A 12,756-nucleotide genomic window follows, 5' to 3' on the forward strand; every position below is an offset into this window, starting at 1 on the left:
TTGGAAGGCCGGCTCCCCGCAGGGCGGTTCGAGATCGGCAAGGACGGCGCCGGCCTTCTCGTCGTGGGATACGACGGATCCGACCCGAGCCGCAACGCGCTCGCGTACGCGGCCGGGATCGCCAGGAGAGACGACGCCGCGCTGGTCGTCGCCTTCGTGGAGTCGCTCTACAGCCCGTCACTGTGGTTCTTCTACGGGTCGCCCGTCATCCCCGACGCGGCGGCCGACCTGACCGAGGACCTCAGGGACGAGCTGAAGAGCGCGGGCGTCCCCTGGCGGTTCGTCAGCGTCCGCGGTGACGCGGCACGGGAGCTGGAGACGCTGGCCGGCGCCTACCGGGCCGACGCCATCGTGGTGGGCCGCTCGCGCTCCCGCCTGGGCGGCTCGGTGGCGGCCAAGCTGGCCAAACGGGCTCGCCGTACGGTGCTGATCGTCCCCTGACCTGCTCCGACGTCGCATATGGTGGCCAGATGAAACGTACTGCCGCCATGGCGTTCGTGGTGCTCGCGTCCGTTTCGTGTGGGGCTCAGGAGCAGGGCGCCTCGCCCGCGACCTCCGTGCCCGTCCCTCCCGCGTCCGATCCGGCACACGAGACGTCCAGGCCCGTGGCCGTCACGCCCACGCCGACAGGCCCGCCGCCGTTCAGCGCCAAGGTCTCGCGGGTCACCCGCGACCGCCTGCCGTACTCCTGGAAGGCCGGCTGCCCGGTCTCCTACCGCGACCTGCGGCTGGTCACGCTGACGTACTGGGGGTTCGACGACAAGCCGCACACCGGGGAGCTGGTGGTGCGCAAGACGGTCACCGACGACATCGTGACGGTCTTCGAGAAGCTGTACGACCAGCGCTGGCCGATCCGGAAGATGAAGCTGGTCGACGCGTACAAGGCGGACGACTACGACTCGATCGACGCCGACAACACCTCGGCCTTCAACTGCCGCCGGGCCACCGGATCGAGCAATTGGTCCAATCACGCCTACGGGGAAGCGATAGACATCAATCCCCGCGAGAACCCATATGTCACCGCCAGTGGCAACACCGCACACCAGAATGCGAAAAAGTTCACTAAGCGCCCAACTAAGGGTAAAGGTGTGATAAATCCTGGTGACAAGGTCGTCAAGGCGTTCGCCCGGGTCGGCTGGGAGTGGGGCGGCTACTGGTCGGGCACCAAGGACTACCAGCATTTCTCCAAGGGCGGAGGCTGAGCATCACGTCATGACGGCCAGAGACGGCGACGGCTGGACCGAATGCGCCCTGGGGCATCGCCACTGGGGCATCCACGGCGCGTCTGGGCTTCTCGTCGTCCACCATGACGACCGCGGCGTCCCGCACGTGCTCATGCAGAAACGCGCCGTGTGGAGCCACCACGGCGGCACGTGGGGCCTGCCGGGCGGAGCCCGCGACAGCCACGAGGACGCCGTCACCAGCGCGCTGCGCGAGGCCCGCGAGGAGGCCGCGCTCGCCGGCGACGCGCTCCGCGTGCAGGGCGTCTACCTCGACGACCACGGCGGGTGGGCGTTCGAGACGGTGATCGCCGAGTCGGCCGAGCTGCTGGCCGCGGCGCCCGCCAACGCCGAGAGCGACGAGCTGCGCTGGCTGCCGCTGCCCGAGGTCACCGGCAGGAACCTCCATCCGGGCTTCGCCGCGACCTGGGGCGAGGTGCAGGCGGCGATCAAACCCGAGATCATCGTCCTCGACGTGGCCAACATCGTCGGCGCGCGGGCCGAGCACGGCTGGTGGAACGACCGGCTCGGCGCCGCGACCCGCCTGCTCCAGGACGTCTCCCGGCACCGGCTGGCGCATCCGGTGCTGGACCAGTGGTTCCCCAGGATGGTGGCGGTCGTCGAAGGCGCGGCGAGGAACGCGCCGGACGTGCCGGGCATCCAGGTGGTCGCGGCCACCGGCAGCGGCGACGACGCGATCGTCGACGTCGTGCACAGGGCCAGGCCGTGGGAGCGCGTGGTCGTCGTCACCGCCGACCGAGGGCTGAAGGAGCGGGCCGGCGCGCTGGGCGCCGAGACCATGGGCCCGAAGTGGCTGCTGGCCCAGCTCGGCACGTAGACCCCGCCAGTGGCCCGGGCGCGTGAGACGCGTCAGCGGTCGGTGGACGCGACACTGTGGACGGCGGCCTTGAGGCGCGTCAGCCGTCGGCGGACGCGACACTGTCGAAGGCGGCCTTGAGGCGCGTCACGTCGAGCACCCGCTGCAGCACACCGTGCACCCCGACGAGCCGTAACGACCCCGCGTGCCCGGCCACCCTGCGCCGGTGCTCCACCAGCACCCACAGCCCGCTGGAGTCACAGAACTCGAGCCTGGAGGTGTCGATGACGATCCGCACGAAGCCCTCGGTGTAGAGCTTGACCAGCCACTCCTTGAGCAGCGGCGCCGTGACCTTGTCGAGGTCGCCGTCGAGCCGCACCAGCGCGCGACACGGCCCCCGCTCCACCTCGACGTCGAGATCCGCCACCTCCTGAACGTACACCCCTGCCACCACAGCCGCTATCGTGGGTTCCGCACAGGAGGGTTCGCATAGTGGACGAGTGCAGCCGCCTTGAAAGCGGCCAGGTCAGCGATGGCCTCGTGGGTTCGAATCCCACACCCTCCGCCAGGTGATGTCCCAGGACATCGGAAACCCCCCAACCCACGGGCTCGGGGGTTTCCCGCTGGTTCACAGCGTGATCGCCTCCGGCCCCAGCAGCGCCTTCACATCGGCGGCGAAGCTGGGCTCCGCGTTGACGGGGAAATCCGGCACCGCGAGCACCATGGTCTTCCCGGCCGGGCGCTTCAGGTTGATGTGCAGCGGCACCTTGCCCTCGTGCAGCTTGAGCACCTGCCGGAGCTCCTCCAGCAACTGCGGGGTGACGCGTTCCTCCCTGAGCAGGAGGGTGATCGGGGCGCCGTCACTGTTGACGCCGGACACGTCGACCAGGGTGAGATCCGTCGCAAAGATGCTGATGGCGCCGTCCCGGTTGTTGATCTGGCCGCGGACGGCCACCACGCTGTCCTCACGCAGCGAGTCGGCGTACAACACGTAGCTCTTGGGGAAGAACAGGCACTCGACGGCGGCGTCCATGTCCTCGACCGTGGCGATCGCCCAGAGGTTGCCGGCCTTGTTGACCCTCTTGTCCACCTTGGTGACGAGGCCGCACACGCTGACGTCGCCGCGGTCGTCGCGGCCGGATTCGAGCAGGTCGGCGATCGTGGTGTCGCGGTTCCTGGCGAGGAGCCGTTCCGTGCCGGCCAGGGGGTGATCGGAGACGTACAGGCCGAGCATCTCCCGCTCGAAGTCGAGCTTCGTCTTCTTGTCCCACTCCGTGTCGGGGACCGTGACGGTGAAGGCGTCGTCGGCGCCCGCGTCGGCCAGCCCGCCGAACAGCGAGTCCTGGCCGTGCGCTTCCTGCTTCTTGATGCCGCTGACCTGGTCGACGGCCTGTTCGTGAACCATGAGCAGGCCCTTGCGCGGGTGGTCGAGCGAGTCGAACGCCCCTGCCTTGATCAACGATTCGATGACCCGCTTGTTGCAGGCGGCCAGCGGGATCTTGCCGAGGAAGTCGTTGAAGTCCTGGTAGAGGCCCTTCTCCGTGCGGGCCTTCACGATCGCTTCGACGACGTTCTCACCGACGTTGCGAACCGCTCCCATGCCGAACCGCACCTGGGTGTCGCCGACCGCGACGAAGTCGAGCTGGCTGTCGTTGACGTCCGGGGGCAGGACTTGGATGCCCATTTTGCGGCACTCGGCGAGGTAGACGGCCGCCTTGTCCTTGTCGTCTCCCACGGAGGTCAGCAGGGCGGCCATGTACTCGGCGGGGTAGTTGGCCTTCAGGTACGCCGTCCAGTAGGCCACCAGGCCATATCCGGCGGTGTGGGACTTGTTGAAGGCGTAGCCGGAGAACGGCAGCATGACGTCCCACAGGGCCTGGATGGCGTCGTCGCTGTAGCCGTTGCCGCGCATGCCCTTCTGGAAGTTGGCGAACTCCGCGTCCAGGATCTCTTTCTTCTTCTTGCCCATCGCGCGGCGCAGCAGGTCGGCGCCGCCCAGGGTGTAGCCGGCCAGCTCGCGTGCGACGGCCATGATCTGCTCCTGGTAGACGAGCAGGTGGAACGTCGGGCCGAGGATCGGCTCCAGGGCCTCCTTGAGCTCCGGGTGGATGGGCTCGATGTCCTGCCGGGCGTTCTTTCTGTGCGCGTAGTTGGTGTGCGCGTTGGCCGCCATCGGGCCCGGCCGGTACAGGGCGAGTACGGCGGCGATGTCCTCGAACCGGGTCGGCTCCATCAGTTTCAGGAGCTGGCGCATCGGCCCGCCGTCGAGCTGGAACACGCCCAGGGTGTCCCCGCGCGCCATGAGCTGGTACGTCTTCGCGTCGTCGAGCGGGATCGTCAGGGTGTCGAGCGTGATGCCCCGGTTCTGCTCGATGATCTTGATGGCGTGGTCGATGATGCCCAGGTTGCGTAGCCCCAGGAAGTCCATCTTGACCAGGCCCATGTCTTCACACGACGGGTAGTCGAACCCGGTGATGATCACACCGTCTTTGTCCCGCCGGTGCAGGGGGATCAGGTCCATCAGCGGCGCCGAGGACAGGATGACCGCGGCCGCGTGCACACCGGTGCCGCGGATCAGTCCCTCGATACCCCGGCCGGTGTCGATCACCTTCTTCACGTCCGGGTCGCTCTCGTACAGCGCGCGGATCTCGCCGCCCTCGTTGTAGCGCGGGTGGTCCTCGTTGAACATGTCGGCCAGGGGGACGCCCTTGCCCATGACGTCCGGCGGCATCGCCTTGGTGATCTTGTCGCCGACGGCGAACGGATAGCCGAGAATGCGCGACGCGTCCTTGACGGCGGCCTTGGCCTTGATCGTGCCGAACGTGTTGACCTGCGCGGTCATCGCGCTGCCGTACTTGTCGGTGACGTAGTTGACCATCCGGTCCCGGTGGCGGTCGTCGAAGTCGAGGTCGACGTCCGGCGGGTTGATCCGCTCCGGATTCAGGAACCGCTCGAACAGCAGGCCGTGCTCCAGCGGATCGAGCTCCGTGATCCGCGTGGCGTAGGCGACGATCGATCCGGTGGCGCTGCCACGACCGGGACCGACCGGGATGCCGTTGTCCCGCGCGTAACGGCAGATGTCGGCCACCACGAGGAAGTAGGAGGAGAAGCCCATCGGCCCGATGACCTTCATCTCGGTCTCGTACCGCTCCATCACCTCGGCGGGGACCGGGGCGCCGTACCGCACCTCCAGGCCGCGCTCCACCTCCTGGCGAAGCCACGACTCCTGCGTCTCGCCCTCGGGCACGTCGGGGTAGTCGGGCATCCGGTCCACCTGGGCGAACACGTCGCTGTAGTCGCCGACCATCTCGGCGACGAGCAGCGTGTTGTCGCACGCCTCCGGGAGTTCGGAGAACAGCGCGTACATCTCGTCGGCGGGCTTGAGGTAGTAGCCCGAGCCGTTGAACCGGAACCGGTTGGGGTCGTCCTTGTTCTTGCCGACGCCGACGCACAGGAGGCTGTCGTGGGCGTCGGCCTGGTCCTCGGTGACGTAGTGGGAGTCGTTGGTGACCAGCAGCGGGATGTCGAGCTGCCTGGCCAGCCGCAGCAGGTCGGCCCGCACCTCCCGCTCGATGTCGATGCCGTGGTCCATCAACTCCAGGAAGTAGTTCTCCTTGCCGAAGATCTCCTGGTATTCGCCGGCGACCTTGACGGCCTCGTCGTACTGGCCGAGCCGCAGACGCGTCTGCACCGCGCCGGACGGGCAGCCGGTGGTGGCGATGATCCCGGCCGCGTGCTGCGAGACCAGCTCCTGGTCCATGCGGGGCTTGCCGTAGTAACCCTCGACCGAGGCCAGCGACGACAGCCGGAACAGGTTACGCAGCCCGTCCGCGTCCTTCGCCCACATGGTCATGTGGGTGAACCGGCCGCCGCCGGAGACGTCCTTGCCGCCCTCGCCGTCCGCGACACCGGTCTCCGCGCGAGAACCCCAGAAGACCGGTTTCTTGAAGAACCGGGATCCGGGCGCCACGTACGCCTCGATCCCGATGATCGGCTTGACCGGGCTGTCCTTCGCCACCTTCTGGAACTCGTACGCACCGAACATGTTGCCGTGATCCGACATGGCGATGGCCGGCATATCAAGCCGCGCTGCCTCTTTGAACAGCGGTTTGATCTTGGCCGCACCGTCCAGCATGCTGTATTCGGTATGCACGTGCAGGTGCACGAACGACTTGCTCACCCGTCCCCCGATCCCACTTCGCCCGACCTTTCGCCTGAGCCTATTGCGTCTCGCGGGACGGATGACGCCTGCGCTAGGCCGGCGCCCGCGGCATCACTCGGGGACGCCCGCGAAGCCGTCGCCCACGCTGGCGGCCAGCTGCAGGTAGGCGTCCCTGGTGGGCTCCTGGAGCCGGTCCAGGTCGATCTCCGCGCCCTCCTCCAGGTGCGGGTCGTACGGCACCCGGATCACCGCCCGGCACCTGGCGGCGAAATGGGCCTCCAGCTTCTTGATGTCGACCGCCGACTTCGAGCGCGGCCTGACGCTGCACAGCACCACGGTCGCGTTCTTCACCAGATCGCCGTAATGGTGCGCCTCCAGCCAGTCGAGCGTCGCCGACGCCGCCCTGGCGCCGTCCACGGACGGGGAGCTGACCAGCACGATCTGGTCGGCGAGCCCGAGCACGCCGCCCATGGCGGAGTGGAGCAGGCCGGTGCCGCAGTCGGTGATGCAGATGGAGTAGAAGTTCTCCAGCACCTGGGAGACGTCCTGGTAGTCGTCGCCGCTGAACGCCTCGGAGACCGACGGGTCACGGTCGGAGGCGAGCACCTCCAGCCGCGACGGCGCCTGCGAGGTGAACGCCCTGATGTCGACGTAGCGCTTGACCTGGTCGCGCTCGTTGAGCAGGTCACGCACGGTGGCCGAGGTCTCCAGGACGAGCTTGTCGGAGAGCGTGCCCCTGTCGGGGTTGGCGTCCACGGCGATGACGCGGTCGCCGCGGATCTGGGCGAGGGTGGCGCCCAGGCCGACCGTGGTCGTGGTCTTGCCCACTCCGCCCTTGAGGCTCAGCACGGCCACGCGGTGGTGCCCGGCGGTCACCGGAGTGCGGGCCCTGGTGACGAGATCGCGGCGGCGGCGCACCTCCGGGGGTTCGCCCGGCTTGATCCAGCCTCCCGACGCCTTGTAGACCACGCGACGCCACCCCTTGGAGGGAGCGTTACGCCGTCCGCGGAGCAGGGACTCCGGGTCGAGGCTCTCGGCCGTCGGCCGCCCGGTCACCGGAGGTCTGGGCGGGGCGCTGAAGACGGGCGCCGGGGCGGGGCGGCGGCGCGGCGTCGGCGGCGGGATGTCCCGGCCCGCGGGGCGCCACTCGTGCTGGTCGGCCCACGGAGAACCCTCCTGCTCGGCGGGAGGCTCCCGCCGCGGGTCGTCGTGGGGCGCGCGGTCCTGGCGCTGGGACCGCTCCAGCCGCATGGGACGGTCCTGGTGCCGAGGACGGTCCTCCTGGACCGGCTCGGCCCACGGAGAGCGCTCATCGGGCTGCGGACGCTCCTCCGGCTGCTGCTGCTCGGCCCGCTGCTCGGAGTCAGCCCACTGCGGCCCGGAATCGGCCCGCTGCTCGGGACCGGCCCACTGCGGCCCGGAGTCGGCCCATCGCGGGCGCTCGTTCCGCGGCAGGGTCTCGTCGGAACCGGCCCACCGCGGGGCCTCATTTCCGGGAAGGGTCTGCCCGGATCCGGAGGACCACTGCGGAGGCTCGCTCTTGGGGAGCGTGCTCTCCCAGGCGGGCTGCTGCTCGTCGGCCGGCTTCTCCTCCGCCTGCTTCTCCGCGCGTGAGGTCTCCTCCGAGCGTGCGGTCTCCTCGGCCGCCGCCGGCTGCCGGGCCGGCAGCGGATCCTCCACAGCCTCGGCCGGCTGGGTGGACGGGGACGGGGACGGGGACGCCGACGACGCGGACGGTTCCGCGGGCGGCGGCCACTCGGCTGGCGTGGGCCACGGATCGTCCGCCGGCTCCGCCGTCTTGTCCTTGCCGGCCGTCTCCGGCGGCGCGAACGACAGCGTGAAGGTCTCGGTGTCGTCGGGGCGCGGCAGCGGCTTCAGCGGGGTGTTGAAGGGGTCGTCCGCGGGCGGCGCGGCCGGCTCCTCCTTCTTGGCGGCTCCGGCTTCGCCGAGCCACTCCCCGGCCTCGCTCTCCCCTTCGGGTACGTCCTCGGCCGCTGCCGTGCCGTACACGGAGTCGACGGCCGCGCGGAACAGCGGCGGGGTCGGCGTCTCGTGCTGCTGGGGCACCAGCGACCACGGGTCCTGGGGGTACGGCGAGGCGACCGGCTCGTCGGCAGACGCGGTCGAGACGCTGACAGAGACGGGGGTCTCCTCCGTCTCCTTGATCGCGTCAAGCCAGGCCAGCTGTTCCTCGAGAGATTCTTCTCGATCGTGTCTTGCCACCGTGTTCCCCCTCGGGTGGGTCTAAAGGGGCAGCAAATACCTTGCAGGTTAACGCCACCCGCTCCTACGCAGCCCGCCAACCCAGAACTTCTTTGCCCGGCTACCGTGGTTCGCATGCGAGCCATTGAGATCACCGAGCCGGGCGGCCCCGAGGTGCTGGAGTGGCACGAGGTGCCGGATCCGGAGGTAGGGCGCGGAGACGTGCTCATCGACGTGACCGCCTCCGCGGTCAACCGTGCCGATGTCCTGCAACGTCAGGGGTTCTACGACCCTCCTCCAGGAACGTCGCCCTACCCGGGGCTGGAGGCCTCGGGCGTGGTGGCCGCGGTGGGCGCCGACGTCGAGCAGTTCAAGCCCGGCGACGCGGTGTGCGCGCTGCTCGGGGGCGGCGGTTACGCCGAGCGCGTAGCCGTGCCCTGGCAGCAGGTCATGCCGCTGCCCGACGGGGTGTCGCCGCGCGAGGCGGCCGGGCTGCCCGAGGTGGCCTGCACCGTCTGGTCCAACGTGTTCATGATCGGGCGGCTGCGCAGGGGCGAGACGCTGCTCGTGCACGGCGGCGCGAGCGGGATCGGGACGTTCGCGGTGCAGCTGGCCAAGGCGCTCGGCTCCCACGTGGTCGCGACGGTCGGCACGGCGGAGAAGGCCGAGCGGGTCAAGGCACTCGGCGCCGACGAGGTGATCAACTACCGCGAGGAGGACTTCGCGGACAAAGTACGCGCCGACGTCATCCTCGACATCATGGGCGCGAAATACCTGGCAGGCAACGTCAAGGCGCTGCGCACCGGCGGCCGGCTGGTGATCATCGGGCTCCAGGGCGGCCGCAAGGCCGAACTCGACCTGGGCGCCCTGCTCGCCAAGCGCGCCTCCGTGCACGCGACAGGGCTGCGCTCGCGTCCCGTGGATGAGAAGGGCGCCATCGTCCGCAGCGTCGTCGACAACGTCTGGCCGCTGGTCGGAGCCGGTGCGGTGCGTCCCGTGGTCCACGCGGAGGTGCCCATGGCGGACGCCGCCGAAGCTCACCGAATGTTGGATTCCGGGGAGCACGTCGGCAAGATCCTGCTAGTACGGTGAGAGTTATGAATGCTGAGGACAACAACACCCCCCACATCGTGGTGGTGGGCCCCGACTTCCAAGGTCAGGGCGATAGCGGCGAGGACGATCGGTCGGTCACCAACCTGGTCGAGCAGCCCGCGAAGGTGATGCGCATCGGCAGCATGATCAGGCAGCTTCTCGAGGAGGTCCGCGCGGCTCCCCTCGACGAGGCCAGCCGTAAGAGGTTGAAGGAGATCCACGAGTCGTCCATCAAGGAGCTCGAGGACGGCCTGGCGCCGGAGCTGGTCGACGAGCTGGAACGCCTGTCGCTCCCGTTCACCGACGAGACCGGCACGCCGCCGAGCGAGGCGGAGCTGCGCATCGCGCACGCCCAGCTCGTCGGCTGGCTCGAAGGCTTGTTCCACGGCATCCAGACCACGCTGTTCGCGCAGCAGATGGCCGCCCGTGCCCAGCTTGAGCAGATGCGCAGGGCGCTGCCCGGGGTGCCGCACGGTGAGGAGCCGCAGCCGCGGCCGCCCGGTGGTTCCGGCCCCTACCTGTAGAGCTTCTCGATCACCTGCGCGACGCCGTCGTCGTCGTTGGTCGCGGTCACGTGATCGACGGCCGCCAGCACGGTGGGATGCGCGTTCGCGACGGCGTACGCCGTGCCTGCCCAGCTCAGCATGGGCAGGTCGTTCGGCATGTCGCCGAACGCCACGGCCTGCGCGGGTGCGATCTCGTGCTGTGCGGCCAGCGCCGCCAGGGCGCTGGCCTTCGTGACGCCTTGGGCGCTCATCTCGATCAGGCCTCTGCGGCTGGAGTGGGTGGCGGTCACCAGGTGCCCCACCAGCTCGTGCACGGTGGCCTGGAGTTCGTCCGGGCCCATGCCCGGGTGCAGGGCCAGCAGCTTGGCGCACGGACGTGCCGTGAGGGAGTCGGCGCGGGCGGTCCCCTTGGCCTTGTCGAGGGCGCCGAGGAGGAAATCCGACTCATGCGCAAAACCGGCTTCATACTCGACCGAAAATGCGAGGTCGGACACGTTCGCTCTTAGCTGAGCCACGACTTCCTCGAGTACATCCACCGTGATCAGGTGAGATTCCACTATCCGTTCGGTATGGAGATCGTAGATCAGTGCCCCGTTCGCACAGATGGCGAGCCCGTGGTGACGCACCGCACCCGCGACCCCGCCCATCCAGCGCGGCGGCCGCCCCGTCACGAACACCAGCGCAGCCCCCGATTCCTCGACTTTGGCGAAGGCCGCGACCGTGCGGGGAGACACGGTTCCGTCGGTGCGCAACGCGGTGCCGTCGAGGTCGGTGGCCACAAGACGGGGTGTGGGAAGGCTCTGCATAACAGGTTCCAGTTTGCCTGGTGATGCCGCCTGACAGAAATCTTCCTAGGGACGGGAACACCAACGCGCCAGAATGGTGTTAGATGTGATGGCGTTGTATTAGCTGATCCCGTAGTGAAAACCAGCATGACTTTGTCTGAGCCACCCCGGGTGCTTGCTGTACGACACACCGGGATCCACGAGGTGTGGGTCCCATAGATTCACATCCTGAGGGAGAGCTTTTATGGCTCAGGGAACCGTCAAGTGGTTCAACGCCGAGAAGGGCTTCGGCTTCATCGCCCCGGACGGCGGTGCGCCGGACGTGTTCGTGCACTTCTCCGAGATCGTCGGCAACGGCTACCGCAGCCTTGAAGACGGCCAGCGGGTCGAGTTCGAGATCACGCAGGGCCAGAAGGGGCCGCAGGCCTCGCAGGTCCGAGCCATCTGACCTGTAGCAGCGAGAGAGACCGGGGTCCGCATTCCAGCGGGCTCCGGTCTTCGCATGTGTCGGCTAGGTCACGGCTGAGACTCGACTCACCCAGCCGTTGAACCGCCGGACCCTCTGATACATCGACCTCTATATGAGGTATGCGTGGTCATGTCACCCCGTGACCGTCGCCGGGGTCTTCGTACTACTGGTCAACGACCACCTGCTCAAGCAGGCCTGGCCCGGGTTCGTCACGGGCAAGCTCAGCGACGTGGCAGGGCTCGTGGTGGCGCCCGCCCTGCTGGCCCTGCTCTTCTGGCGGCGGGCCGATCTGGCGGCCACCGTCCTCACCGGGGCGCTGTTCACCCTCGTGAAATCGACGGAGACGGGCGCTGAGGTCGCCTCCCAGGCCTGGAGCCTCGTGGCGGGCCCGTCGCGCGTCCTGGCCGATCCCACGGACCTGCTGGCCCTCCCTGCGCTCGCGCTGGCCTGGTGGGTACGCGGGAGCAGCCTCCGCACACACTCCTCCAGATGGCGGATCATCGCGGCGATGCCGCTGACCGTGCTGGCCGTGGCCGCCACGTCGGCCGACCACATGCCCGCCGCGCAGTCCGTCGAGGTGGACGGCGACCGGATCGTCGTGCACGTCTCGGGCGACCCCGACCAGATCTCCCGCGACGGCGGAGCCACCTGGTCGGAGATCGACGCGGTGACGGCGGACGAGCCCAGACGCCCGCAGAGCGCCGCCTGCGTGCCCAGACAGGCGACCCGGTGCTACCGGGTGGTGCAGGACCGGATGGCCGTGCAGCAGTCCGACGACGGCGGCAGGACGTGGCGGCCGTCGTGGCCCACCTCCGAGGACGACCGCGAGCGGCTGCGCAGGACCTACTCCGGTGAGCACGAGCACCACACGATGGGACTGGCCGCGGTGCCCCGGCCCGGCGGGCACGTCGTGGTCGTCGCGAACGGCCAGGACGGCATCCTGGTCCGCGACGTCCAGGGGACGTGGCGGCGGGTGGGCTGGCCTGGCTCGGCCGTGGAGCCGGCCGTGACCCTGGACCTGAGCCTGGAGCGCGGCGTGGCGCTCTTCCTGGCCGCCTGCATGTTGTTCGGCGGCGTCGGGGCGGGGCTGCGCCAGTTCCACCGCGTCTACACCGGCTTCGCCATATTCGCCTGCCTGGGCTTCTTCGCCATGGTCGCCGAGGCCGCCCTTCCGGGTCACGACGCAGTCGGCCTGGTCGCGCTCGGCGTCGTCGCGGCCCTGATCGGAACCCTGGTCTGCCTAGTGCTGGCGTTCGCGGGCCGGGCGCGTCCCGTGACGGCCGCGGTCGGAGTCGCGGGCGCGCCGCTCGTCTACGCCGCCGTCTACCTGCCCTTCGACGGCTGGGCCGGCGGCGCGCCCGACGCGTACGAGGTCGCCGTCGCGATCGCCGCGGTGCTCACCGTTCTGGTGCTGGTGGCGGGCGCCGCCCTCATCAGGAAGGACGCGAGCCGTTCCGGCCCGTGACCCCAGGCCACCTCTCCCCCTCTGCTACTCTGTGACAT

At 69.3% G+C, this 12,756-nt stretch carries 11 protein-coding genes and 1 tRNA gene; 8 read left to right on the forward strand and 4 right to left on the reverse strand.

Annotation, left to right across the window (positions count from 1 at the left end; genetic code table 11):
* From ABGB01_RS15980 to ABGB01_RS15990, 3 genes are read left to right on the forward strand one after another with little or no spacing between them, the layout of a single operon-like run.
* The gene (locus tag ABGB01_RS15980; protein WP_347774084.1) at positions 1–441 is read left to right on the forward strand and encodes a universal stress protein; all 441 of its coding nucleotides are present in this window, start codon (positions 1–3) and stop codon (positions 439–441) included.
* A 29-nt stretch (positions 442–470) separates the two neighbouring features.
* Complete coding sequence (locus ABGB01_RS15985) at positions 471–1,202, forward strand: M15 family metallopeptidase (RefSeq protein ID WP_347774085.1); 732 nt, start codon at positions 471–473, stop codon at positions 1,200–1,202.
* Between the two features lie 10 nt (positions 1,203–1,212).
* Positions 1,213–2,058 (forward strand): NUDIX domain-containing protein, encoded by an 846-nt coding sequence (locus ABGB01_RS15990; RefSeq protein ID WP_347774086.1) that lies wholly within the window; start codon positions 1,213–1,215, stop codon positions 2,056–2,058.
* 79 nt (positions 2,059–2,137) lie between these two features.
* On the opposite strand, the gene ABGB01_RS15995 is transcribed toward ABGB01_RS15990, so the two are convergent.
* Positions 2,138–2,491, reverse strand: a complete 354-nt coding sequence (locus tag ABGB01_RS15995; RefSeq protein WP_347774087.1) for an STAS domain-containing protein — start codon at positions 2,489–2,491, stop codon at positions 2,138–2,140.
* A 24-nt stretch (positions 2,492–2,515) separates the two neighbouring features.
* Here ABGB01_RS15995 and ABGB01_RS16000 point away from each other — a divergent pair.
* Positions 2,516–2,605 (forward strand) — tRNA-Ser (locus tag ABGB01_RS16000).
* 60 nt (positions 2,606–2,665) lie between these two features.
* Here the strand turns inward: ABGB01_RS16000 and dnaE are convergent.
* A complete protein-coding gene (gene dnaE / locus ABGB01_RS16005; RefSeq protein ID WP_347774089.1) occupies positions 2,666–6,217 on the reverse strand; it encodes a DNA polymerase III subunit alpha in 3,552 nt (1,183 codons plus the stop codon).
* 93 nt (positions 6,218–6,310) lie between these two features.
* Positions 6,311–8,422 carry an AAA family ATPase gene (locus ABGB01_RS16010; RefSeq protein ID WP_347774090.1) on the reverse strand — a complete coding sequence of 704 codons (2,112 nt, stop codon included), beginning with the start codon at positions 8,420–8,422 and terminating at the stop codon, positions 6,311–6,313.
* A gap of 114 nt (positions 8,423–8,536) precedes the next feature.
* Here ABGB01_RS16010 and ABGB01_RS16015 point away from each other — a divergent pair, with 114 nt between their 5' ends.
* Positions 8,537–9,493: an NAD(P)H-quinone oxidoreductase gene (locus tag ABGB01_RS16015; protein WP_347774091.1), complete on the forward strand. Its 957-nt coding sequence runs from the start codon at positions 8,537–8,539 to the stop codon at positions 9,491–9,493.
* 5 nt (positions 9,494–9,498) lie between these two features.
* Positions 9,499–10,017, forward strand: coding sequence for a bacterial proteasome activator family protein (locus ABGB01_RS16020; protein ID WP_132505806.1), 519 nt, complete (start codon positions 9,499–9,501; stop codon positions 10,015–10,017).
* Here ABGB01_RS16020 and ABGB01_RS16025 read toward each other — a convergent pair.
* The gene (locus tag ABGB01_RS16025; RefSeq protein WP_347774092.1) at positions 10,008–10,778 is read right to left on the reverse strand and encodes an HAD family hydrolase; all 771 of its coding nucleotides are present in this window, start codon (positions 10,776–10,778) and stop codon (positions 10,008–10,010) included. The genes ABGB01_RS16020 and ABGB01_RS16025 overlap by 10 nt on opposite strands.
* Positions 10,779–11,028: 250 nt before the next feature.
* Here ABGB01_RS16025 and ABGB01_RS16030 point away from each other — a divergent pair, with 250 nt between their 5' ends.
* Positions 11,029–11,232, forward strand: coding sequence for a cold-shock protein (locus ABGB01_RS16030; protein WP_043619750.1), 204 nt, complete (start codon positions 11,029–11,031; stop codon positions 11,230–11,232).
* A 160-nt stretch (positions 11,233–11,392) separates the two neighbouring features.
* On the forward strand, positions 11,393–12,718 hold the full coding sequence (locus ABGB01_RS16035) for a hypothetical protein (protein WP_347774093.1): 1,326 nt from the start codon (positions 11,393–11,395) through the stop codon (positions 12,716–12,718).
* Positions 12,719–12,756: the final 38 nt, after the last annotated feature.

Origin of the sequence: Nonomuraea sp. B5E05, from assembly GCF_039880665.1 — a bacterium.
GTDB lineage: Bacteria > Actinomycetota > Actinomycetes > Streptosporangiales > Streptosporangiaceae > Nonomuraea.

Bases quoted from the DNA above. Each gene is read 5' to 3' on its own strand.
- ABGB01_RS16020 (WP_132505806.1), top strand. From the start codon at position 9,499: ATGAATGCTGAGGACAACAACACCCCCCACATCGTGGTGGTGGGCCCC.
- ABGB01_RS16015 (WP_347774091.1), top strand. From the start codon at position 8,537: ATGCGAGCCATTGAGATCACCGAGCCGGGCGGCCCCGAGGTGCTGGAG.
- ABGB01_RS15985 (WP_347774085.1), top strand. From the start codon at position 471: ATGAAACGTACTGCCGCCATGGCGTTCGTGGTGCTCGCGTCCGTTTCG.
- ABGB01_RS15990 (WP_347774086.1), top strand. From the start codon at position 1,213: ATGACGGCCAGAGACGGCGACGGCTGGACCGAATGCGCCCTGGGGCAT.
- ABGB01_RS16030 (WP_043619750.1), top strand. From the start codon at position 11,029: ATGGCTCAGGGAACCGTCAAGTGGTTCAACGCCGAGAAGGGCTTCGGC.